This window comes from Bosea sp. BIWAKO-01 (assembly GCF_001748145.1).
Classification (GTDB): domain Bacteria; phylum Pseudomonadota; class Alphaproteobacteria; order Rhizobiales; family Beijerinckiaceae; genus Allobosea.
Genome location: NZ_BCQA01000001.1, coordinates 2,676,156 through 2,697,689, shown reverse-complemented (window position 1 = coordinate 2,697,689; position 21,534 = coordinate 2,676,156). Strand labels below are relative to the sequence as shown.

The 21,534-nt window shown below is 64.6% G+C and carries 20 protein-coding genes; 9 read left to right on the top strand and 11 right to left on the bottom strand.

All coding sequences use genetic code 11. The features are described from left to right. Positions 1-33: 33 nt before the first annotated feature. Both BIWAKO_RS12530 and ybaK read right to left on the bottom strand, forming a co-directional pair. The gene (locus BIWAKO_RS12530; protein ID WP_069878956.1) at positions 34-906 is read right to left on the bottom strand and encodes a transporter substrate-binding domain-containing protein; all 873 of its coding nucleotides are present in this window, start codon (positions 904-906) and stop codon (positions 34-36) included. Between the two features lie 302 nt (positions 907-1,208). Further along, entirely contained in the window at positions 1,209-1,682 is a 474-nt protein-coding gene (ybaK, locus tag BIWAKO_RS12525) for a Cys-tRNA(Pro) deacylase (RefSeq protein ID WP_069878955.1), read from the bottom strand. Between the two features lie 316 nt (positions 1,683-1,998). Here ybaK and BIWAKO_RS12520 point away from each other — a divergent pair, with 316 nt between their 5' ends. From BIWAKO_RS12520 to BIWAKO_RS12510, 3 genes are all read left to right on the top strand, one after another. Beyond that, the gene (locus BIWAKO_RS12520) at positions 1,999-2,217 is read left to right on the top strand and encodes a hypothetical protein (protein ID WP_069878954.1); all 219 of its coding nucleotides are present in this window, start codon (positions 1,999-2,001) and stop codon (positions 2,215-2,217) included. Positions 2,218-2,438: 221 nt separating this feature from the next. Then, positions 2,439-2,648 carry a hypothetical protein gene (locus BIWAKO_RS12515; protein WP_069878953.1) on the top strand — a complete coding sequence of 70 codons (210 nt, stop codon included), beginning with the start codon at positions 2,439-2,441 and terminating at the stop codon, positions 2,646-2,648. A gap of 137 nt (positions 2,649-2,785) precedes the next feature. Then, a complete protein-coding gene (locus tag BIWAKO_RS12510) occupies positions 2,786-3,262 on the top strand; it encodes a Ros/MucR family transcriptional regulator (protein ID WP_069878952.1) in 477 nt (158 codons plus the stop codon). 141 nt (positions 3,263-3,403) lie between these two features. Here the strand turns inward: BIWAKO_RS12510 and BIWAKO_RS12505 are convergent, their stop codons facing one another. The 3 genes from BIWAKO_RS12505 to BIWAKO_RS12495 are packed head-to-tail and all read right to left on the bottom strand — an operon-like array spanning position 3,404 to position 6,640. Further along, positions 3,404-4,483, bottom strand: a complete 1,080-nt coding sequence (locus BIWAKO_RS12505; protein WP_069878951.1) for an HlyD family secretion protein — start codon at positions 4,481-4,483, stop codon at positions 3,404-3,406. A 16-nt stretch (positions 4,484-4,499) separates the two neighbouring features. Continuing rightward, positions 4,500-6,176 (bottom strand): MFS transporter, encoded by a 1,677-nt coding sequence (locus tag BIWAKO_RS12500; RefSeq protein ID WP_244523429.1) that lies wholly within the window; start codon positions 6,174-6,176, stop codon positions 4,500-4,502. 11 nt (positions 6,177-6,187) lie between these two features. Further along, entirely contained in the window at positions 6,188-6,640 is a 453-nt protein-coding gene (locus BIWAKO_RS12495; protein WP_244523428.1) for a MarR family winged helix-turn-helix transcriptional regulator, read from the bottom strand. A 194-nt stretch (positions 6,641-6,834) separates the two neighbouring features. Between BIWAKO_RS12495 and BIWAKO_RS12490 the strand changes: the two genes are divergently transcribed. Next, positions 6,835-7,926 (top strand): tartrate dehydrogenase, encoded by a 1,092-nt coding sequence (locus BIWAKO_RS12490; RefSeq protein ID WP_069878949.1) that lies wholly within the window; start codon positions 6,835-6,837, stop codon positions 7,924-7,926. Between the two features lie 45 nt (positions 7,927-7,971). Here the strand turns inward: BIWAKO_RS12490 and BIWAKO_RS12485 are convergent, their stop codons facing one another. Next, positions 7,972-8,988 carry a PdxA family dehydrogenase gene (locus tag BIWAKO_RS12485; RefSeq protein ID WP_084652226.1) on the bottom strand — a complete coding sequence of 339 codons (1,017 nt, stop codon included), beginning with the start codon at positions 8,986-8,988 and terminating at the stop codon, positions 7,972-7,974. Between the two features lie 80 nt (positions 8,989-9,068). On the opposite strand from BIWAKO_RS12485, the gene BIWAKO_RS12480 reads away from it, so the two are divergent. Both BIWAKO_RS12480 and BIWAKO_RS12475 read left to right on the top strand, forming a co-directional pair. Then, on the top strand, positions 9,069-10,031 hold the full coding sequence (locus BIWAKO_RS12480) for an alpha/beta fold hydrolase (protein ID WP_069882413.1): 963 nt from the start codon (positions 9,069-9,071) through the stop codon (positions 10,029-10,031). After that, positions 10,031-11,617 (top strand): rhodanese-like domain-containing protein, encoded by a 1,587-nt coding sequence (locus BIWAKO_RS12475; RefSeq protein ID WP_069878948.1) that lies wholly within the window; start codon positions 10,031-10,033, stop codon positions 11,615-11,617. The genes BIWAKO_RS12480 and BIWAKO_RS12475 overlap by 1 nt, the downstream gene beginning before the upstream one ends. 1 nt (position 11,618) lies before the next feature. On the opposite strand, the gene BIWAKO_RS12470 is transcribed toward BIWAKO_RS12475, so the two are convergent. Further along, the gene (locus tag BIWAKO_RS12470) at positions 11,619-12,686 is read right to left on the bottom strand and encodes an isocitrate/isopropylmalate dehydrogenase family protein (RefSeq protein ID WP_069878947.1); all 1,068 of its coding nucleotides are present in this window, start codon (positions 12,684-12,686) and stop codon (positions 11,619-11,621) included. Positions 12,687-12,688: 2 nt separating this feature from the next. Continuing rightward, on the bottom strand, positions 12,689-14,107 hold the full coding sequence (locus tag BIWAKO_RS12465) for an MmgE/PrpD family protein (RefSeq protein ID WP_069878946.1): 1,419 nt from the start codon (positions 14,105-14,107) through the stop codon (positions 12,689-12,691). 122 nt (positions 14,108-14,229) lie between these two features. Between BIWAKO_RS12465 and BIWAKO_RS12460 the strand changes: the two genes are divergently transcribed. Continuing rightward, positions 14,230-14,916: an FCD domain-containing protein gene (locus tag BIWAKO_RS12460; RefSeq protein ID WP_069878945.1), complete on the top strand. Its 687-nt coding sequence runs from the start codon at positions 14,230-14,232 to the stop codon at positions 14,914-14,916. Here BIWAKO_RS12460 and BIWAKO_RS12455 read toward each other — a convergent pair whose 3' ends face one another. From BIWAKO_RS12455 to BIWAKO_RS12445, 3 genes are all read right to left on the bottom strand, one after another. Further along, complete coding sequence (locus tag BIWAKO_RS12455) at positions 14,917-16,647, bottom strand: ABC transporter permease (RefSeq protein WP_069878944.1); 1,731 nt, start codon at positions 16,645-16,647, stop codon at positions 14,917-14,919. Between the two features lie 111 nt (positions 16,648-16,758). Next, positions 16,759-17,820 carry an ABC transporter substrate-binding protein gene (locus BIWAKO_RS12450; protein WP_069878943.1) on the bottom strand — a complete coding sequence of 354 codons (1,062 nt, stop codon included), beginning with the start codon at positions 17,818-17,820 and terminating at the stop codon, positions 16,759-16,761. A 59-nt stretch (positions 17,821-17,879) separates the two neighbouring features. Continuing rightward, positions 17,880-18,974 carry an ABC transporter ATP-binding protein gene (locus BIWAKO_RS12445; RefSeq protein WP_069878942.1) on the bottom strand — a complete coding sequence of 365 codons (1,095 nt, stop codon included), beginning with the start codon at positions 18,972-18,974 and terminating at the stop codon, positions 17,880-17,882. 336 nt (positions 18,975-19,310) lie between these two features. Between BIWAKO_RS12445 and BIWAKO_RS12440 the strand changes: the two genes are divergently transcribed. Both BIWAKO_RS12440 and BIWAKO_RS12435 read left to right on the top strand, forming a co-directional pair. Further along, positions 19,311-20,012 (top strand): FCD domain-containing protein, encoded by a 702-nt coding sequence (locus BIWAKO_RS12440; RefSeq protein ID WP_069878941.1) that lies wholly within the window; start codon positions 19,311-19,313, stop codon positions 20,010-20,012. 32 nt (positions 20,013-20,044) lie between these two features. Next, entirely contained in the window at positions 20,045-21,487 is a 1,443-nt protein-coding gene (locus tag BIWAKO_RS12435) for an MmgE/PrpD family protein (RefSeq protein WP_069878940.1), read from the top strand. The last annotated feature ends 47 nt before the right edge of the window (positions 21,488-21,534 follow it).

Below are 21,534 nucleotides of genomic sequence, written 5' to 3'. Positions count from 1 at the left end.
TGGGTCGGCGAAGCGCGACCGCGGAAACCGCCGTCAGAATTTCGGCAGCCCCGTCTCGCGGACCGGCGGCGTCAGACCGAAATAATCGCTGATCGCCGCATCGAAGATCTCGTTCTGGTGGCCGTACATGGCGATCCCGAAAGTGGTGTCGACGAAGCGCACCCAGTCCGGATCGCCCTGGCGCATGGCCGCGCCATACAGCATGGAGTTCCAGGACTTGCCGGCATCGGCATATTTGTCGGGGTGGCGCTTCGCGAGCCACCAGACGGTAGAGAGATCGACGGCGGCGGCATCGGCACGCTTTGAATCGAGCGCAAGGACGACATTGGCCTGGCTGTCGAGCTGCATGACCGTCGCCTGCGGCAGGACCTTCTTCACCGACGCTTCGGCATCGACGTTCTGCAGGATGGAGACACGTGCCCCCGATCCCGCCTTGAGCAGGGCGTCGAAGCTCTTCTTGTCGCTGTCGGGGCGCGTCAACAGCGCGATGCCCTCGACATAATAGGGTCGGGAGAACGCGACGAGCTGCGCCCGCGCCGGTGACATCGTCATGAACTGGATGACGATGTCGACCTTCCCGGTATTGATGTTGGGAATGCGTTGAGCCGCATCCTGCCTGACGAACTCGACCTTCTTGTCGTCGTCGAAGAGCCCCTTGGCGAGGATCCGCCCCATGGCGATGTCCATGCCGACGAGCTGTCCCTTCTCATCCTCGAAATGCCAGGGTGCATTGGTCGAACCCGTACCGACGATCAGCTTGCCCCGATCGAGAACAGTCCGCAGCAGGCTGTTGGGAGCGGCTTGTGCCGCCGCCTGCCTGGCCGAACTGGACGCCGCCGCAAGGGCAAGCCCCCCGACAAGGCCGGCCTTGAGCAGGTTCCGTTTGCTGTCGACGACGTCTGTCATGGCGGCACGCTCCCCTTACGCGAGGCGGTCCGCCTCGTATGGATTTATTCTATAATTACAGAATAAGAAGCATAACTATGTTAGCCTAGTTTTGATCGACGGAACCTGTCAAGCGACGTCAGGAGGCGTCGAGGCAAGCGGGGCGGAAGAGACTGGGAGCACATGGCTGCGGCACCTCCCATGGTGTTCGGCCGCTGCATTGGAACCCGGGGCCAGATTTGCGAGCGGCGGCGTTCAACGCCGCATTCGATCCAACAAAGCCGTCGCGATCGCCGTAGAAGCCGAGCCCGGGACGATCGCCGCTAGGAAACAATCGCGACCGCCGCCGCATTGCTTGCGCGGACAAGGTCGTCCGGGGCCAGCCTGACCTGCAAGCCGCGTAGCCCTCCATTGACGAAGACATAAGGCTCGGAGACGGCCGTGATCTCGACAAGGGTCCTCAGCTTGCGCTTCTGACCGAATGGGCTGACGCCGCCGACTTTATACCCTGTCAGACGCTCGGCATCGCTCGGCGCCAGCATACGCGCGCTCTTGCCTCCAAGGGCAGCGGCCACCCTCTTCATGCTTGCCTCACGGTCCGATGGGAGAACAAGGCAAACTGGCGTGTTGTCGACCTGTGCGATCAGTGTCTTCAGGACACGATGGGGTGGCTCACCCAGAGACTGGGCCGCCTGGAGACCGACGCGATCGCTATTGGAGTCGTATTCATAGGTTCGGAGCTCGAAAGAAACGCCGCCCGCTTTCAACACGGCCGTGGCGGGTGTGGATTGTCCCATATCCCTCAAACCCTGGGTGCCTCGGCCCCGATTGCGGCCCGCGTCGAAACTCCGCCTTCATATAGAAATCCAGGGCCCCGCGAGACATCCCTTTCCCGTGGCCCATACCCTTCTGGCAGGCCCTTGAGGCACCACGGATATGACCGGAGCCAGCCGTTTCAATGCGCGCTTCTACCCGGGAAGGGCGGACGAAGCCGAAGCCCTTGCGACCGCCTTTGAACGCAGGCGCGGCACGCTTCGCGACAGCGCCACACCCTCTTGAAACCCCAACCGTCCAAACTAGTTCTCTGGGATCAGCCACGGAAGGAGAGATCCGATGACCGCGGTTACTGAACTCAAACCGGAAACACACAGCGTCTGCATCACCTGCCATGAGGATTACCGGTATGCGCTTCTGCGCATCGGCCAGATCGAGGATGCGCAGCCCAATTCGGCGAAAGCTCTGGAATTGCAAGCTCTCAGGGCCGCGATCGTCGACTATGAGGCGCGCAAGGCATTGCTCGCGAAGGGACCGGAGGTGACGGTAGCCAGCTGACAGGCTCCGCGATCACCTGAACATCGCCCGCGCCGTCGAACACGTTCAGGGACTGACCGGCTGCATCAAGGGTTCCGGCGAGGAGAGCGTGTTGGCCGGCCTCGTCCTCACATCAACCGGTCGCGAGGACCACGACGCCAAGGCGTGTGCCGAGGCGGCTGTGAATAGGTTGAAAGCTGATATCGAATGATGAGCACAGATCAAGGATCGGGGGTGAGAGAATGCCGCAGAAGCCGACGCGCGAGTTTGCAGTGATCAAGGTGAAGCACGTTACAGTCAGCGCTGACACGACACTGGGTGCCGTAATCGCCTTGGAAGTCGATGGGAAGAACGAAATCTCCCTCTTCATGGTGCCAGAAGTTCTCGCCTCGCTGGAGGCCATGCTGGTCAAGGCCAGTCTCGAACAGGCGCGTCATCACCCAGTTCAATAGGCCAGTGCGTGCTGGATCGGCAGAATAAGAAGGTCTCTGATAACCGGAATAGACGCCTAGTCAGATTGAGTATTGCAAACACAACCCTTGACAGGTTAGATTGGGGTTGAACGCAATACTCTACATTGGGAAAAGCCATGGCCAACGAAGACGAAAATTATATTGATCTCACGGCAATGGTTATTTCAGCCTACGTCGCACACAATAATGTCCCGCGCAGCGAGCTCGTTGGCTTGATTTCGAGCACATATTCCGCGCTCGCGCAGCTCGGAGCCAGACCCGAAATACCGCCGGCGCCGGTCGCGCTCGTACCGGCCGTTCCGATCAAGAAGTCGGTAACGCCGGACGCTATCATTTGCCTGGAAGACGGCAAGTCGTTCAAATCCCTCAGGCGTCATCTGGGTACGGCCTACAATCTCACTCCCGAGCAATATCGCACCAAGTGGGGCTTGCCCTCAGACTATCCGATGGTCGCGCCGAACTATTCCGAGGCCCGGGCCGCTCTTGCAAAGGCATCGGGCCTGGGTCGCAAGGCCAAGGTGGCCCCGGCCGCACCCGTCCCCGCAAAGCCGCCGCGCGCCAAGCGCGGCCCGCGATCAGGCTCCACCGCCTGATTCAACCACGAACCTGTCTGCCGCCGGCACCTGCTGTCCCGGCGCTTTCGGGACTTGGGGATTTCTGGATCGCCGCAGCCATTTGGAGCGAGGGTGATCCAGAAGTCCACGATTGCCCCCCTGGTCGTTTGCAGGCCTATGTTATTGCTTGTCGGCGCTGGATAGTTTGACGGCAGCCTCAACGGGTGTGGCGGTGTCGATGCTGACGATGACCGACATGCCGGGCGCCAGATCCTCCGTCAAAGGCTGGTCCTGGTCGATGGCGATCCGCACCGGCAGCCGCTGCGCGATCTTGGTGAAATTACCCGTCGCGTTGTCGGCCTTCAGGATGCTGAACTCGGAGCCCGTGGCTGGCGAGAACTCCTGGACATGCCCGGTCAACGGGGCGTGATGCAGTGCATCGACCGTAAAGGTGACCGGCTGACCGATCTTCATCCCGGAGAGCTGGTTTTCCTTGAAGTTCGCGATCACCCATTTTCTGGCCGGAACCAGCGACGCCAGTTGCGTACCAACAGCAACATATTGCCCGAGCCGCACGCCGATCTCGCCCATCTTGCCGTCCTGCGGCGCCAGGATGCGGGTGTTCTGCAGATCGATCGCGGCCAATTGCACGGCTGCCTCGGCATTGCGCACCGCTGCCTCCAGCCCGGCACGCCCAACGATGATGGACTGCCGATCCTGCCGGGCGACATCGAGGGCCGCTTCGGCCTGGCGTAGGCCGGCGCGGGCCTGGTCGAGCACCAGACTGGCCTGATCGGCCGCACTCTGGGTCGAAATCCCCTTCTCGCGCAGGGCGAGGATGCGCCCCGCATTGGCTTGCGCAGTTTCGACCGCCGCTTGCGCACTCGCGATCTGGGCCTCGCCGGAGCGCAGGCGCGCTTCGGCAGCGCGCTGGGATTGATCGGCATTGGCCAAGCTGGCCTGCTGGCCGGCAAGAGTGGCTTGCGCCTGCCGCACACGCTGCTCATAGATCCGGTCGTCGATCTGCACGATGAGGTCACCAGCCTTCACCGTTTCGAAGTCCTGAACAGCGACGTTCTTCACATAGCCCGCCAATTGCGGGCTGATGATCGTGACCTGCCCTTTGACATAGGCATTCTCCGTGCTCTCGACCGAGCTGGCGAAGGGCGGCAGCCGCCAGGCGTAAAGCACGAGCAGCACACCGGCTGCCGCGACCAGCAGCGCAATCAGGGTTCCAGGTGAGCGAACGGCTTTCGACATGATGGCTGGTTTCAGTTCAGAGGGCTTCGGCCGGGCGCGAGAAGAACCTGGCGCTGCGCAGTCTTGCGTAGAGCAGATGGATGATCAGTCCGCCGAACGCGGTTCCTGCCAGGACCGCGATGAGCAGAAACGCGTCGTTATAGGCGAGGATATTGGCTTCGCGGCTGGCCTGCTGGGCGAACAGGGCGACCCCCTCGGCATTCAGCAGCCGCCCGTCAGTGAGCAGCTTTCCATAGACTGCCGAAAGCTGCCTCAGCCGCTCGGCGACCGCTGGGTCCGACAGGGAAAGATGCTCGACGAGAAGACTGGAATGGAACTTCTCGCGAAGTGTGACGAAGCTGCCGAAGAAGGCCGAGCCGATCAGGCCGCCCAGGCTCTGCGTGAAGAGGAAAACCACGATGAAGCTGGTGATAAAGGTCGGCCCTTGCCGGAGCGCGGCCATGAGACCGGTCAGCATCGCGGGAGGCAGGAACAGCGCGCCGCCAAACGCGATCAGGGCCTGGCTCAGGTACATGTTGTCCGGCCGCGTCAGATTGGTCGCCTGACTATCCATGGCGGCACCGGCGCAAATGCAGAGCAGCGCGACGCCATGCAGCAAAGGCACGCGCTCGGGCTTGAGAGTGGCGCCGCAAAGGAGCCCGCCGCAAAGCGATGCCAGCAGGATCACCACATATAGCCCCCTGCTCTGCTCATTGAGCAGGCCGAGATTCTGGAACAGGGCGAGTGCTCCCGAGGTCTGCTCCGACAGCACGATACGGAAGACCAGCAACACCGCCGTGATATGGAGCATTTCCCGGCTCATCAGCCAGCGCACATTCAGCAGCGGCGTCTCGCGATTGATCTCGATTGCCACGGCAAGCCCAAGCGACAGGATGGCCAGCGCAAGACACCAGCCGACCCAAGGGGCTTCCAGCCACCAGACCAGGCGGCCCATCACCAGGATGACCGCGAGAAGGCCAAAACCGATCGCAATCAAGGGATAGCTGATGAAATCCAGCCGCTGCAGGACCTTCGCATGGGGAATCGGCGTCAGCGGCAGGTAGAAGATCACGGCAAGCGAAATCAGCGCGAGGCCAATCGCCATCATGTACAGGCCCTGCCACTGACCGATATCGAGCAGAACCGGCGAGATCAGCCGCGCCATTGTGGGCGTGACCGCGGAACAGGTCAGCGCAAGGCTCAGGCCCCATGACATCTTCCTGGCCGGAGGAAAGGCCTCGAGCATATAGAGAAAGCCGAGTGTCGATATCGGCGAAGCGGCCATGCCCGCGAGAAAGCGGACCCCAATCGCCGAGTGCAGATCATGCGCCAACAGATGCAGAAGCGAGGCGGTGACGAAGATGCAGATGCCGATCTCGGCGAAACGGCGGAGCCCAAACTGGGTCCGGACCTTGGTCAGGATCAGGGTCAGGCTGACATTGGGCGCCATATAGGCGGCAATCAGCCAATTGATCTCGAGTTGCGTCGCCCCGAAGGCACCCTGGATCTGGCTGGTATTGGCCGCCACGAAGTTCATGCCGAGGCCCTGTGTGCCAATCAGAAGGGCGGCGGCCGCGACATAGGCCGCGGCAACGGCAAAGGGCTTTGCCGGCGGCGGAGCCGGGTTCTCAGGGGCGGGAGGCTCTTGGACTGTAGCGGGCGAATGATCCGCCCGGCCTTCCGCCCGCACTGCCATGTCGTTGGTCGTTGCCATGGCCATGGGCCTCAGGACGCAGGCTCCATGTTGCGGATCATTTGCCGAAGCACGCGGATCGCGATCTCGAGTTCGGCAGGATCGATCTCGCGCAACACGTCGCGGCCGATCTCGCCGGAGATCTTTTCGATCCCCTCGACCTGATGTCGGGCAGCCGGTGTCAGACTGATCTGCTTCGCCCGCCGATCGCCGTCGATAGCGCTCCGCTCGATCAGGCCGTTTTTCTCCATCCCATCGAGCAGGCGCACGACGGTCGGGCCCTCGACCTCGAGCAGACTGGCAAGTTCCGTCTGATTGATCGCCGGGCAGCGCGACAGATGAAGCAACGCGCGTGCACGCGACAGGGTCAGGCCGCGCTGGCGCACAAGCCCGTCGAACAGGGTTCGCAATCTGCGGCCGGCGGTCGTCAGCTCGGTCAGGAAGCTGCGTTCGAATCCAGATTGGGTATCGCCCATAGAACGCATATATGTAGCATGCTAATTATTAGTCAAGCAGCTAATCATTCCGGATTGCGCCAATACTGGCGCAGTCCGACAATCCGTCGCGGATAGCCGACGTCTGAGAACGGAGTTTTCCTTGCCCAACCGGTAGACTATTCCTGATACAGCTCTATTGTCGACAATAGGCAATCATTGGAACACAAGGGCGGAGCAGGCTGATGAAAACCTACAGGATTGCAGCCATTCCCGGCGACGGGATCGGCGCCGAGGTGATCGAGGCGGGGCTCGAAATCCTCTCGCTATGTGCCGCCCGGTCCGGCCATTTCGCGTTCGACTTCACCCATTTTGATTGGGGTTCGGACTACTTCAAGCGCCATGGCCGGATGATGCCCGAAGACGGGCTCGACCGTATCCGCGATTGCGACGCGATCTATTTCGGCGCAGTCGGCGCGCCCGATGTACCCGATCACGTCACTTTGTGGGGTCTGAGGCTCGCCATCTGCCAGCCCTTCGACCAATACGCGAATGTACGCCCGACACGCATCCTGCCGGGCATCGAGCCTCCCCTGCGCGGCGTCGCCCCGGATGATCTCGACTGGGTGATCGTGCGCGAGAATTCGGAAGGCGAATATGCCGGCCAGGGCGGGCGCTCGCATCGCGGGCAACCCGAGGAGATCGCCACGGAAGTCGCCATCTTCACCCGCGGCGGGGTCACGCGCATCATGCGCTTCGCCTTCGAAATGGCGCGCTCTCGTCCCCGCAAACTCCTGACCGTCGTCACCAAGTCGAACGCGCAGCGTCACGGCATGGTGATGTGGGATGAGATCGCCGCCGAAGTGGCGCGCGAGTTTCCCGACGTGACCTGGGACAAGATGCTGGTCGACGCCATGACCATCCGCATGACACTGAAGCCGCGGAGCCTCGACACGATCGTGGCGACGAATCTTCATGCCGACATCCTGTCGGACCTCGCCGCAGCCCTCGCCGGCTCAATCGGCATTGCCCCCACCGCCAATCTCGACCCCGAGCGCCGTTTTCCCTCGATGTTCGAGCCGATCCACGGCTCCGCCTTCGACATCACCGGCAAGGGCATCGCCAATCCGATCGCCAGCTTCTGGTCCGCCGTGATGATGCTTGACCATCTCGGCGAGGCGGACGCAGCCGCGCGGCTGATGCGCGCGATCGAGCGCGTCACGGCTGACCCGGCAAACCACACGCCGGATCTCGGCGGCACAGCGACCACGCGCTCGGTGACCAATGCGGTGCTGGAGGCGCTCCGCGGCGACAATCTCGCTCACACCGCCAGCTGACCGGCGCCCGGCGGATAGCGGCATTGCCGCGCCCCGCCCGGCGGTTCAGGCGGCGACGCGTACGGTCGCCAACCGGCCGGCAAGTTCGACGGCGCTCTGGAGCGCGCCGGGCGAGGCCACACCCTTGCCGACAATGTCGAAGGCCGTGCCATGCGCTGGCGTCGTGAAGACGACGTCGAGGCCGGCCGTCACCGTAACGCCGCGATTGAAGCCCCTGAGCTTCGTCGCGATCTGCCCTTGGTCGTGATACATGGCGACGACGCTGTCGAACTCGCCGGCAAAGGCACGGATATAGACCGTATCGGCTGGATAGGGCCCGGTGCAGTCGATGCCGCCAGCCGCGATCCGCTCCACGGTCGGCCGGATCAGCTCGATCTCGTCGCGGCCGAACAAGCCGTTTTCGCCGGCATGCGGATTGAGTGCGGCCACAGCGATGCGCGGGCTGGCGATCCCGGCTCGCCTCATCATGCGATCGACAAGTTCGACTGCATCGGTGATCGCGCGCGCATCGATCAGGTCGAGCGCCTCGCGCAGCGAGACATGGGACGTCACCCGCGACATCCACTGGCCGTCGAGCACGTTCATTTCCGAGAAATAGCCGTGATGCCTGAGCAGATGCGCGAACAGCTTGTGCTCGTCGGGGAAGCGCCAGCCGCCTGCGAACATCGCGGCCTTGTTGAGCGGCGCGAAGGTGATCGCATCGAGCTGCCCGGCCTGCGCCATGCTGATGGCGCGGGCCAGCGTCTCGCCTGTGATCCGGCCGGATTCAGCCGATATCTGCCCGCGTCCAAGCTGGGCCGGATCGGCATTGCCGAGATCGACGAGCGGGATCTCAGGAGCCTCCCAGTCGATCTCGCCGCGTTCGGTGACGCCGGTCCAACGGAGCTGAACACCGGCATCGCACGCGCCCTGCTCCAGCACGCGACGATCGCCGATCGCCACGAGCCGAACATGCTCGCGATAGCGGCCCGCGGCCAGAACCTTGGCCGCGATCTCGGGCCCGATGCCGGTCGCGTCTCCGAAGAGGAAGCCGAGGCGAGGCTTATCCTGCATGGCGGCCATGACGTCCCTCAGATTCAAGATGCTTATTGTCGACAATATGATATTCATCGCATGGGATCCGATGAGGAGCAATGCCGATGATGCTGGAACGATCAGAGCCCGGAGCAGACCTACCGCCACTCCTGCCGCATGGCCCCGTGCTGATGGCAGGCTTCGAGCGACGTAAACTGCGCACCCGCGGCGCCGAAATCGAGGTGGCCATAGCCGGAAGCGGGCCGCCCTTGCTGCTGATCCACGGCAATCCGCTCAATCTGTCGAGCTGGCACAAGATCGCGCCATCGCTGGCTCAGAACTTCACCGTGGTCGCGACCGACCTGCGCGGATACGGCGACAGCTCCAAGCCCGACGGTGGCGAGGACCATGCCGGCTACAGTTTCCGTGCCATGGGCGAGGACAATTTTGAGGTGATGGACGCGCTCGGCTTCGACCGTTTCGCCGTTGCAGGGCACGACCGGGGGGCGCGCGTCGCTTTTCGCATGGCTCTCGACCGGCCGGACCGCGTCACCGCGCTAGCCGCCCTCGACATCGTGCCGACCCATCACGTCCTGACCAATGTGAGCCTCGGCTGGGGGCTGGAATCCTATCACTGGTTCTTCATGGCGCAGAAGGCGCCGTTTCCCGAGCGGCTGATCTGCGCCGATCTCGACTATTACATCCGCTACAAGCTCAACAAGAAGGGCGTCGGGCTCGAGATCTTCACGCCCGAGGCGCTGGCCGACTACGCGCGCTGCACGACGCCAGAGCAGATTCACGCCGTCTGCGAGGATTATCGCGCGACAGTGACGCTCGACCTCGCCATGGACACCGCCGATTACGGCAAGCGCAAGATCGCCTGCCCGGTCCTCGTCCTGTGGGGCTCGAACAGCCATTGCGGCCGGCATTTCAAGCCGCTCGAAGCCTGGCAGGAATGGGCGGACGGCGTGCGCGGCTGGGCAATTCCGACCGGGCACTACCCAGCCGAGCACCGACCCGACCTCGTCTACGCCGCCTTCCATGACTTCTTCTCGGGGCGCGAGCCCGTGCCCTATGCCGAAGCCGCCTGATGCCGGCGCTCGATCCCCAGGAAGCGAAGCGGCGGCTGCATGCCCCCGGCGAGATCGCCTGTCTCGATATGCGCGAGCATGGCCAGTACGGCGAAGGCCATCCCTTCCTCGCCGTCCCCTGTCCCTATAGCCGGCTGGAGGCGCTGGTCGGGGCGCTCGTGCCCCGCCGCGACGTGCCAGTCGTGCTGATCGACGAGGGCGATGGGGTCGCCGAGCGCGCCGCAACGCGGCTCGCCGCTATGGGTTACGGCCGTATCGACTGGATCGACGGCGGCGCTCCGGCCTGGGCTGCGGCGGGCTACACCCTGTTCAAGGGCGTGAATCTGCCGAGCAAGACGCTGGGCGAGCTGGTCGAGGAGCATTGGCACGTGCCAGCGATCGGTCCGGACATTCTGGACAGCTGGCTGGAGCAGGGCCGGCCGCTGCAGCTCTTCGACGGCCGCTCAGCCGGCGAATACACGAAGATGACAATCCCGGGCTCGCGCTCCTTTCCGAACGGAGAGGTGGCGCACCGCTGGGACGCGCTTAGTCCGGGGGAAGCCCCCGTCGTCATCAACTGCGCCGGGCGGACACGCAGCATCATCGGCGCCGCGGGCCTGGCGTTGATGCAGCCGGGCGCAGTGGTGCTGGCCCTGGAAAACGGGACGCAGGGCTGGGCGCTCTCGGGCCGTGCGCTCGCGTATAGCTCTGCCGCCGGCCCTCTGCCGCAGATCGACCGCGCGGCAAGCCGCCTGCGGGCCGACGCCTTCATGCGTACGCATGCTATTGCGCGGATCGACCGCGTCGCAGCGGAAGGCCTTGCCGAAGATCCCGGCCGCACGACCTATCTTCTCGACACGCGCGATCCGGCCGAGCACGCGGCCACGCCGCATGCCGCGGCCGTCTCCGCGCCCGGCGGCCAGCTCATTCAGGCCACGGATCACTGGATCGGCGTGCGCCGCGCGCGCGTCATCCTGGCCGACGATACCGGGCTGCGCGCCGCGCTCGCAGCGTTCTGGCTACGCCAACTCGGCTACGAAACCTATGTCCTCCCCGATATCGAGTCCTGGCCGGCCGACTGGCGCCTGCCAGTCGGCGAACCGCCTCCCGACTTTGTTGCACCGCCTGCAATCAGCGCCGGTGAGGCGTTCGCGCGCGCGCAAGCCGGAGACCTGCTGCTCGACCTGCGCGGTTCGCTGGCCTATCGCGCCGGCCATCTGCCGGGCGCCGCCTGGTCGATTCGGCCGCGCCTGCCGGCCGTGGCAGGCCGGCGCGTCCTGCTTGCGGGAGACGAGACAGCAACCGCGCTCGCCAGCCGCGACCTCGCGGAAGGCGGCGCGACATCGGTTCACGGGGTTACCGGCGATGCAAGCGAATGGCGCGCTGCGGGGCTTGGTCTCGACAGCTCACCGGACGCCCCCGCGGACGCCGACGCGATCGACCATCTGTTTTTCGTGCACGACCGGCACGACGGCAATCTCGATGCCGCGCGGCGCTATCTTGCCTGGGAGCTCGGGCTGGTCGCCCAGCTCGACGCAGACGAACGCGGCGAATATCGGCTCGACGCGCTCGACCTCAGGACCGCGTGCAACGGTTTGACATCATGAACTAGCCGATCGCCCTCACAATCGCCTCGGTCATGCCACGGGTGCCGGTGGTGCCGCGGATGTCGCGCGTGCGCGTCTCGGGCCCCGAGAGCGCGGAGCGGATCGCCGCTTCCATCGTGCGTGCGGCATCTGCTGCCTGCGGCAGGGATCGGACCCGGCCGAGATGCTCGATCAGCATCCGAGTCGACTCGATCATTGCATAGGGATTGGCAACGCCCTTGCCGGCAATGTCGGGCGCCGAGCCATGCGTCGCCTGCGCCATGGCGAGCCCGCCCTCGCCAATGCACAGGCCGGGCGCCATGCCGAGCCCGCCGACCAGCCCCGCGGCTTCATCGGTCAGGATGTCGCCGAACATGTTCGTCGTCACCACCGTGTCGAAGCTCTGCGGATCGCGCACCAGGCGCATGGCGAAGGTATCGACGATCACCTCGTCGACCGTGACGTCGGGATAATCCTTCGCGGCCTCGTAGCAGCTTTCCACGAACATGCCGCAGCCGAGCTTGAACACCGTGTTCTTGTGCACGAGTGTCAGGCGCTTGCGCCGCGACCGGGCGATGTCAAGCGCGGCACGGGCGACCTTGCGGCTGCCCTTGCGCGAGATGACGCGGACCGAGATGGTCAGGTCGTCATTGGGCCGGAACTCGCCCGAACCCATCACGACATTGCGGTCCGGCTGAAAACCCTCGTTGTTCTCGCGCACGATGACGAGGTCGACATCGTCATAGATGCAGCCGATGTCGGGGTAGGATCGCGTCGGGCGGACATTGGCGAACAGGTCGAAATGCTTGCGCAGGATCGGATGCGGATTGATCGCACCCGGCCCCTTTGGATAGGCCTGATGACCGATCGGCCCGAGGATGAAGCCGTCGAAGGTCGCAAGCGTCTCCAGCGTGCCCTCCGGCATCGTCGTGCCGTGGCTGTCCAGCGCAGCGCGGCCGATCGGCATGGGCCGCCAGTCGATGGCGAGCCCGTGCCGGGCCGCCGCTGCGCGGGTCACCTCGACCGCAGCCGGGACGATCTCGTGGCCGATATCGTCCCCATTGAGGACGCCGATGGTGAGCTTCGCCATGATCAGAGCCGCAAAGACGCCATCAGGCGCTCGATCGAGGGCAGCGTGTCCAGATCGCGCACCATGGCGATCACGTCCTCGATCCGTTCCCGGCCGAGATTGGCAAAGCCTGCGGTCTCGCGGAACTTGTCCGAGACCTCGTCGTAGCTCATCGGATTGGCCGGGCTTCCCTTGCCGAAATCGGCCCGGCCCGAGATGGTCCGGCCGTCTTTCAGGGTGATGGCGATCAGCGTCGTCATCTTGTCGTAGCCCGCGGCCTCGGCCTCATCGTCCACCACGAAATCGACCCGCTCGATCATCGCCTTGACGTCGGCGCGGTTCACCACCTCGTCGGTGAATTCGGCAAGGCCCGCTTTGCCCTCGATCAGGAGGATCGCCATGCAGAACTCCATCGAGAACTTGGCTTGGAGTTCGTTGGCCGGCCGATGGTGGATCAGCGCGTTGGGCATATTGTGGTTGGTGCCGACGCGGACCCGCTCCACCGCCTCCGCGGTGATCCTGTTCTCACGGATGAGGCGCAGCATCTCGGTCATCCCCGGATGGGTCAGCGAGCCTGATGGATGCGGCTTGATCGAGATGCCGGGCGCCGCGAAGGTCCAGGGCGCACCGAGCTGGTTCAGGATGGCGCCCTCGTCATAGCCGCCGCCAGCGGCCCGGAAGAAGCCGCGTGGCGCCTCCAGGATCTTGTCCGTGGCGCTCCAGCCATATTCGGCGAACTGCGCCGCCGCGACGCCGCTCTCCGATGAGCGCCCGGCATGGAAGGGCTTGGTCATCGTGCCGAAATTCTCGCGCAGCCCGGCCGACTGGCTGCCGGCGATGGAGAGCGCGCGCAAGGTCTGATCGAGGTCGAGCCTCATCAGCCTGGCGCTGGCGGCGGCCGCCGCGAAGGTGCCGCAGGTGGCCGTGGCGTGGAAACCGGTCTGGTAATGCCGTGGGTTGATCGCCTCCGCGATCTTGCATTCCACCTCGACGCCAAGATGGTAGGCGAGCATCACATCGCGCCCGCTGGCGCCCTTCGCCTCGCCCATGGCAAGCGCGGCCGGCAGCGCAGGTGCGGTCGGATGGGTGAGGAGCCCGTAGACCCGGTCCTTGGCCACCGCGAGCTGAGTGTCGTCGTAATCGTCGGCGTGAATGCCGACGCCGTTGGCGAAGGCGGCAAAGCGCGGCGCGACCTTCAGCTGCGAGCCGATGACCGTGGCCGGTCCGCTCGCCAGGTTCAGATCGGCGAGATGGCGGCGCACATACTCGCCGCTATGGGCGACCGAGCCCGACAGCGCCAGTCCAAGCCCGTCGAGGATCGATTTCTTGCCGAGTGCGACGACGTCGCCGGGCAGATCCGCCGGCGACGCATCGCAGATGAAGGACGCCACATAGCGCGTCAGACCGTTATCCGAGGGCGAAAGGTTATCGGGCGTCTTCATGGCGTCCTCCAGGCTAGGCCATCAGCCTCTAATTGTCTTTTGCTGATTGTCAACAGTTTAAGATCCGATGGCATTGGCCGGCTCCGGCTGATAGATTGAGCCAATCACACGGAACCCAGTGCATGAGCCTCGATATCGATTCCGCCCTGCAGCTTCGCCGCAACCAGTCCCTGACCTCGATCATCCGCCACGAGTTGGAGCAGATGATCGAACGGGGCGAACTGAGTGCCGGCGAGCGCCTCAACGAGAACGCGCTCGCTGCCCGGCTGGGGGTCAGCCGGGGGCCGATCCGCGAGGCATGCCGGGGGCTCGAGCAAAGTGGGCTGGTGAACGTCGTGGTTAACCGTGGTGTGTTCATCCGCGCGCTCGACGGGCGCGAGGCGGCCGAACTCTACGAGATCCGGGCGGCGCTCTACGGTTTGGCAGGCAGGTTGCTGGCGCCCATCGTCACCGACGAGCAGGTCGCCATCCTCTCCGGCTATGTCGCGGAGATGGACGCCGCAATGGCAGCCGGCGACCTCAACAGCTTCTATCCCGGCAATCTGCGCTTCCACGAAGCCATCGTCGAATTCGGCGGCAATGGCCGCCTCGCAGCCGAATGCGCCGCCATCCATCGCGAGATGCACCTCCTGCGCCGCCGCACCCTCGACATGCCTGGCCGCATGACGACCTCGAATGACGAGCACCGCACAATCCTCGAGCGGATCGCGGCACGCGATCCCGCCGGCGCCGAAGCTGCGCTGGAGGAACATGTCCTGATCAGTCGCACCGCCTTGTTCGGCCCGCTCGGCCATTACCCGGACGCCTGATCAGCCGCGGACCGGGGCGACTTTCGCGCCGCCGAGCAGCGGCAGGCGGTTGGCGAGGAAAACGACAGCGAACGAAACGATCAGCAACATGATCCCGAGCACCGAGATCGCGCCAAGATCGCCGGATTCGTTGAGGTCGTAGATGATGACCGATACGAGCTTGGTGTCGGCCGTGGTCAGCAGGATCGTGGCCGACAGCTCGCGGATCGTGCCGATGAACACGAAGCACCATGCCGCTACAACGTTTGAGCGCAGCAGCGGCGCGGTGATGGTGCGCAGCGTCGTCATCCGCGTCGCGCCGAGGATGCGCCCCGCCTCCTCGAGCTCGACATGCACGCTCTTGAAGGCGGACGAGAGCTGCTGGTAGCCCGCAGGCATCTCGATGGTCAGAAAGGCGATCAGCAGGATCCAGAGCGTGCCGTAGAGCGGCAATATCGGGCTGGAATAACTGAGGAAGAGGCCGACGCCGAGGACGATGCCGGGGATCGCGACCGGCGCGGTCGCGAGGAAGCCGAGGAACGGAGCTCCGCGCGAGCTGCCGCGGGTGACGAGATAGGCCACGACGAGCGCGATCGCCGTGCCGATGGTCGCGGTGAGGAAGCCGAGCAGGAACGTGTTGCGCAACGCGAGCTGTGTCGCCGAGAACTCAAAGAACACGAACCAGATATGGTGGAGCGTGAAGCTCTCGAAGGTCAGCGGCTCCGCCACGGTGCGGGTGAGCGCGGTCTTGACCAGCGCCGCATAGGGCATCAGCACCGTCAGCGACAGGATGAGAAAGGTGAAGCCGAGAGCCAGCCACTTCCAGCGCCCGAGTACCGTGATGCGTGCGCTGCCGCTTTTGCCGCCGACGGTGGTGTAGCCGCGCCGGCCCAGAATCCGCCTCTGTGTCCAGAGCAGCAGGATGGTGACGAGGAGAAGCGGCAGCGCCGCCGCCGCAGCGAGCCCGGGCTTGGGCGGGTACTGGAACAGGCTCCAGATCTTGGTGGTGATGACGTGGAAATTCGCCGGTAGGGCGAGGATGGCCGGCGAACCGAACATGGTCAGCGCCTGCAGCACCGCGATGAGCGAGCCTGCGAGCATGGCCGGCAGGACGAGCGGCACCGTCACCTTGCGCAAGGTCGTCCACAGACCCCCGCCGAGGATGGCAGATGCCTCTTCGAGTTCGGTCGGAACACGTTCGAGCGCGTTCGTCACCAGGGTGAAGACATAGGGAAACGTGTAGCACGCGATCGCGAAGACGAGGCCGGACAGCGTGTAGATGTCGACGAGGTACTCGTAGGGGTCGAGGTCGAACAGCCAGCGGTAGACGGCGTTGATGATGCCGCTATTGGGCGCAGCCAGGATCTCCCAGGCGATGGCGCCGAGGAAGGGCGGGGTCACGAAGGAGGCCATAACGAGTCCGCGCACAAGCGCACGGCCCGGCATGTCGGTGCGGGCCACGATCCAGGCGAGTGGCGTCGCGATGGCGCAGGACAGCACACCGACGCTGAGCGCCATGGTAATCGCGACGATGAACGGCCGGCGCAGCGTCGCATCGCTGACCAGCGCCCTGAAATTCGCGAGGCTGAGGCTGCCGGACTGATCGGTAACGGCGTAGTAGCCGAGCCAGGCGAGCGGCAGCACGACCAGCACCGAGAGGATAACCGTGAGCAGCACGAAGATCGGCCGCGACCAGTCGATGGCGACGTGGCGTATGGGAACTCCGGACACGATCCCGGTTATCGCTGTCATGAGGATCTCCGTGCGCCGCCAGCGCGCGGCGCGCTGGCGCCGGGTGCAGCTCTCGTCAAAGGGCGATGCACGGCGCGGAAGATCCGCGCCGTGGGGTCTGCGCGGAACGGATCATGTGCCAAAATACTCTTCGTATTTCTTCTTGATCATCTCGATATTGGGCTCGAGCTTCAGCGGGTCGGAATAGAGCAGCTTGATCTTGGAAAGCGGCGTACGCGTTTCCTTTTCCTTGACACGCGGGTGGAAGGAACGAAGCCCGCCGGAATCGCTGTTGAGCTGCTGCGTCTCCTGGTCGAACAGGAAGGAGTAGAACAGCTTCGCCGCATTGGGATGCGGCGCGTTCTTCAGGATCCCGCCATGCCCGATGGCGATCGGAGTGCCCTCGGTCGCATAGACGATTTCGACGGGAACGCCGGATTCCTTGAGCATGAACATGTTGTATTCGTTGCCGTCGGCCTCGATCGATCGCTCGCCCTGGGCGAGTTTCTTCGGCGGCTCGGTCGATGACTGGACCTGCATGATGCGCTGCTTGCCAAGCTTCTCGAAAAACTCCCAGCCGAGCGCCTGACTGAGGACGTCCGTGCCGGTCATCACCGTGCCGGAATAGCCGGGATGGGCCTTGACGATGCGGCCGCGCCATTTCGGATCGAGCAGGTCGGCATGGCTCTTGGGCGCATCCTCCGCCTTCACCTGCTTGCTGTTGTAACCGATGACCGAGAGATGCGCGCGATAGGCCGCATAGTAGCCGTCCGCATCCTTGGCCTCCTTCGGCCAGTCCTTGGCGACCTCCACCGGCACGGCCTGGGCGAGCCAGCCATTGCGCTTGAACAGGACGAAATGCACCGCGTCGGAGGTTTCGACGACGTCGGCATTATAGATGGAGCTGCCATATTCCTGGCTGAGGCGCTGGAACACGCGCTCGGAACCGGAACGCTCGACCTTCACCTTGATGCCCGGATATTTCGCCTCAAACGCGTTGCCCACCTTCTCGGAGACCGCCACGTCGGTCGCGGTATAGAAGGTGACCGTGCCTTCCTTCTTCGCCGCAGCGATGAGTTCCGGCGTAACCTGATAGGGGGCGGGAGCCTGAGCCAGGGCGGGCAGGCTTCCGAGAGCGGTCGAGAGCAGAAGGCCGGCCACTACGGATCGTCTGTCGAACATTGGACGTGTCATTCTCGTTCCTCCTCATTGTTATTATGATGTTGGCGAGATTGCTTTCGGGCGCCCCCGGTTCAGCGGGCGAGAGCGCGGCAGTGCTCCTGTGGAAAGTGCAGCCAGACGGGTTGGCCGCGGTCGATGGCGAGATGCGGTTCGGCAACCGTGCGGATCTGCGCGCCGCCGGGAAGCTCGATCAGGTAGTCGCGATGCGAGCCGAGATAGACCTGGCGCAGGACCGTGCCCTGCGCCCGGTTCGGTCCATCGCCTTGGGGCTTGGCGTCCAGCACGATGTCATGGTGGCGCACCGAGACGACGCCATCCCCGCCGGCCGAGAAATCGCCGGTGCCGCAGCGAAGCTTCAGCGGGCCGCACTCCACCGTATCGGCATCGAGCCAACGGCCCTTCAGGATGTTGGTGCCGCCGAGGAAGCGCGCCACGAATTCCGATTGCGGCCGCTCGTAGATCTCTTCCGGACTGCCCGCCTGCTCGATCCGGCCCTGGTTCATCACCACGATCAGATCGGCCGTGGTCATGGCCTCGGCCTGGTCGTGCGTCACATAGACGGTGGTGTAGCGATAGGCGTCGTGGAGCCGGCGGATCTCGAAGCGCATCTCCTCGCGCAGATTGGCGTCGAGATTGGAGAGCGGCTCGTCGAGAAGCAGGATCTCGGGCTCGACGACGAGCGCGCGCGCCAGCGAAACGCGTTGCTGCTGCCCACCGGAGAGCTCTCCCGGATAGCGTTCGGCCAGCGGCTTCAACCGTGTGACGTCGAGGATCTTGTCGACGAGCCGGGCGATCTCGGCCGACTGCATCTTCCGCAGCGACAGGCCGTAGCCGATATTCTCGCGAACGGTCATGTGCGGCCAGAGTGCGTAGCTCTGGAAGATCATCGACATGCCCCGCCGCTCCGGCGGTTCGCTCCAGCCGGCCGACGAGATGGTGCGGCCGCCGACATGGATCTCGCCCCCCTTGGGCGTGATGAAGCCGGCGATGAGGCGCAAGGTGGTCGTCTTGCCGCAGCCCGATGGCCCGAGCAGGCAGACGAGATTGCCCTTCTCGACATTCAGATCGACGCGATCGACCACCGTCATCGCACCGTACCGCATCGTCAGATCGGCAAGTTCCAGAAACGCCAAAGCATCCTCCCAGACGCGATATCGCCTGGACATCAGCGGTCCGGGCTCCGTTTTTCTGGATCGGCGGCGAGCAGGTAGGCCTGCTCCGCCGTCCCAATTTTGATAAGAGCTAAGTGCCAACCCTCAAGATTGTCAACAATAAGCATTCTACGATCAACCTTGAGCTGCACTCAAATGGTTGTGCAGTGGCCGACCGGATCGTCGCGCCTCGGCGGCAGCCGGCAGGTCCAAGTCCCGATATCGGTCTCGGGGGACGTGAATCTGCGCCGATCTGTTCCCTCCCGGGAGCCGCAACGACCTCATGAGAGCACGGCAACCTCAGAATTGCAAACTGTTGACAGTTTTCTGTAGACGCTGATATCAGAGCCTATGACCATTCCAGACGATGCACTGACCATTCTGCGGACACGCTCGCTGTCGGGCGTGCTCGAACGCGAAATCGAGAGGGCGATCCTGGCCGGCGAGATTCCGCCCGGCAAGCGCGTCAACGAGAACCACCTGGCGATCCGCTTCGGCACCAGCCGCGGCCCGGTTCGCGAGGCATTGCGGGCCCTCGAAGGGCTCGGCCTGGTCGAGCTGATTCCCAATCGCGGCGTCTTCATCCGCCAGCCGGCGGTCGAGGAGGCCATCGAGATCTACGACGTGCGCACCGTATTGTTCGGTCTCGCCGGCAAGCTCCTGGCCGAGCGGGTCAGCGAGGCGGAGGTTGCGCGGCTGAGGGACTATCTCGAGCAGATGGAAGCGGCTGCGCGCCACCGCGACTTCGACCGCTATTACCCGCTCAACCTCGCCTTCCACGAATTCATCATCGATGCCTGCGGCAATGGCACGCTCGCCGCGCAATATCGCGGGCTGGTCAAGAAGCTGCACCTGTTCCGTGCCCGCAGCCTGGTGCAGGGCGGCGGCCTGGAGGTTTCCAACTCGGAGCATCGCGAGATGGTCGAGGCCATCGCCGCCCGCGATCCCGAGCGGGCCCAGCGCGCCCATTCCGACCATGTCGCCCGCGCCAAGGCACGTCTGCTCGCCGCCTACCGGAAGACCGAGGCGCAGCCGACGCGCCTGACCAACTGACGATCTTCGTTCAAGAGAAAGCCGGATACGCCATGACCGAGCTCAACCACGTTACTGCTTCCGCCGTCGCGTTCATCGAGAGGGCGAGCTATGACGACCTGTCAGCCGAGGCGCTGCGGATCGGCCGGCGCTGCATCATCGATACGCTTGGGCTCTACCTCGCCGGTGGACTTGAGGACTCGGTGCGCATGCTGGCGGCCGATGCGGCGGAAACCGGTGGCAAGGCCGAGGCACTCCTGATCGGCCGTGGCCATACCCGCGTTCCCGCGGCGCTGGCGGCGCGCGTGCTCGGCACCGCCGGCCATGCTCATGACTGGGACGACACCCAGGTTTCGAACGACCCGCGCCATGTCTATGGCCTGCTGACCCACCCCTCGGTGCCGCCGCTGACCGCCGCGCTGGTGCTGTCGCAGCGCCTTGGCGGCGTTGACGGCAAGCGCCTCATGCTCGCCTTCCAGACCGGGTTCGAGGTCGAATGCAAGATCTCGGAATGGATGACGCCGCGCCATTATCGTCGTGGCCATCACAGCAGCGGCACGGTCGGCACTTTCGGCGCCGCCGCCGCTGCCGCGAAGCTGCTCGGCCTCACGGGTGCGGAGTTGGCGCATGCGCTCGGCATCGCGGCGAGTTTCGCTGCCGGCATCCGCTGCAATTTCGGCACGATGACCAAGCCGCTTCATGTCGGGCGCGCCTCGGAGAATGGCGTCACCGCGGCCCTTCTGGCTGCCCGCGGCTTCACCGCGGACCCGGCGGCCCTCGACGGCCCCTGGGGCTTCTTCCAGGTGATGGGCGAGGGACTTTCGGAAGAGAAGCTGCCGCAGGGTTTCGGTGAGACGCTGACGATCGCCGAGCCGGGCATCAGCATCAAGCCCTACCCCTCCGGCATCCTGACCCATCAGTCGATGGACGCGATGCTGGCACTGGTGCTCGCGCACGACCTCAAGCCCGAGCAGGTCGAGCGCATCCGTTTCTTTGCCGGCAAGAACATCCTCGAACCGATCCGCTATCCGCTGGCGCAGAACCATCTCCAGGCCAAATTCTCGATGCCCGCGCTGCTCTCGATGATCGCGCTCTGCCGCCGCGCCAGCCATCACGAGTTCAGCGACGCGTTCGTGGCCTCGCCGGCGATGCAGGACATGCAGAAGCGCACTGAGGTCCTCAGCGATCCCGAAATCGATGCGCGCGGCTACGACAAGATCCGCTCGCGCATCGAGGTCGAGACCAAGGACGGCCGGACGCTCGTGCAATGGGCCGACGAGCGCTATCGCGGCGGCCCGGACAACCCGATCAGTGACGCCGATCTCGAGGCCAAATTCCGGATGTGCGCCGAGGGCGCGATCACCGACGGCGCCCAGAACAGGCTGCTCGAGCTGGCCTGGGGTGTCGATGCCCTGCCGCGGATCGAGATGCTCGTCGAGCAACTCGTCTTCGACACCAATCCGGCAGCCCGGCCGCTCCGCACTGCCGCGCATTGAGGCGGCCTGGCGCGGAATAATCCGCACCGCCGCATGTATCGAACGAG

Excerpts from the sequence above, each read along its gene's own strand:
- BIWAKO_RS12465 (WP_069878946.1), bottom strand. The coding sequence starts at position 14,107 with ATGAAGACGCCCGATAACCTTTCGCCCTCGGATAACGGTCTGACGCGC.
- BIWAKO_RS12480 (WP_069882413.1), top strand. The coding sequence starts at position 9,069 with ATGCTGGAACGATCAGAGCCCGGAGCAGACCTACCGCCACTCCTGCCG.
- BIWAKO_RS12485 (WP_084652226.1), bottom strand. The coding sequence starts at position 8,988 with ATGGCCGCCATGCAGGATAAGCCTCGCCTCGGCTTCCTCTTCGGAGAC.
- BIWAKO_RS12510 (WP_069878952.1), top strand. The coding sequence starts at position 2,786 with ATGGCCAACGAAGACGAAAATTATATTGATCTCACGGCAATGGTTATT.
- BIWAKO_RS12440 (WP_069878941.1), top strand. The coding sequence starts at position 19,311 with ATGACCATTCCAGACGATGCACTGACCATTCTGCGGACACGCTCGCTG.
- BIWAKO_RS12435 (WP_069878940.1), top strand. The coding sequence starts at position 20,045 with ATGACCGAGCTCAACCACGTTACTGCTTCCGCCGTCGCGTTCATCGAG.
- BIWAKO_RS12505 (WP_069878951.1), bottom strand. The coding sequence starts at position 4,483 with ATGTCGAAAGCCGTTCGCTCACCTGGAACCCTGATTGCGCTGCTGGTC.
- BIWAKO_RS12455 (WP_069878944.1), bottom strand. The coding sequence starts at position 16,647 with ATGACAGCGATAACCGGGATCGTGTCCGGAGTTCCCATACGCCACGTC.
- BIWAKO_RS12450 (WP_069878943.1), bottom strand. The coding sequence starts at position 17,820 with ATGACACGTCCAATGTTCGACAGACGATCCGTAGTGGCCGGCCTTCTG.
- BIWAKO_RS12500 (WP_244523429.1), bottom strand. The coding sequence starts at position 6,176 with ATGGCAACGACCAACGACATGGCAGTGCGGGCGGAAGGCCGGGCGGAT.
- BIWAKO_RS12530 (WP_069878956.1), bottom strand. The coding sequence starts at position 906 with ATGACAGACGTCGTCGACAGCAAACGGAACCTGCTCAAGGCCGGCCTT.
- BIWAKO_RS12460 (WP_069878945.1), top strand. The coding sequence starts at position 14,230 with ATGAGCCTCGATATCGATTCCGCCCTGCAGCTTCGCCGCAACCAGTCC.
- ybaK (WP_069878955.1), bottom strand. The coding sequence starts at position 1,682 with ATGGGACAATCCACACCCGCCACGGCCGTGTTGAAAGCGGGCGGCGTT.
- BIWAKO_RS12470 (WP_069878947.1), bottom strand. The coding sequence starts at position 12,686 with ATGGCGAAGCTCACCATCGGCGTCCTCAATGGGGACGATATCGGCCAC.
- BIWAKO_RS12445 (WP_069878942.1), bottom strand. The coding sequence starts at position 18,974 with ATGTCCAGGCGATATCGCGTCTGGGAGGATGCTTTGGCGTTTCTGGAA.
- BIWAKO_RS12520 (WP_069878954.1), top strand. The coding sequence starts at position 1,999 with ATGACCGCGGTTACTGAACTCAAACCGGAAACACACAGCGTCTGCATC.
- BIWAKO_RS12515 (WP_069878953.1), top strand. The coding sequence starts at position 2,439 with ATGCCGCAGAAGCCGACGCGCGAGTTTGCAGTGATCAAGGTGAAGCAC.
- BIWAKO_RS12495 (WP_244523428.1), bottom strand. The coding sequence starts at position 6,640 with ATGCGTTCTATGGGCGATACCCAATCTGGATTCGAACGCAGCTTCCTG.
- BIWAKO_RS12490 (WP_069878949.1), top strand. The coding sequence starts at position 6,835 with ATGAAAACCTACAGGATTGCAGCCATTCCCGGCGACGGGATCGGCGCC.
- BIWAKO_RS12475 (WP_069878948.1), top strand. The coding sequence starts at position 10,031 with ATGCCGGCGCTCGATCCCCAGGAAGCGAAGCGGCGGCTGCATGCCCCC.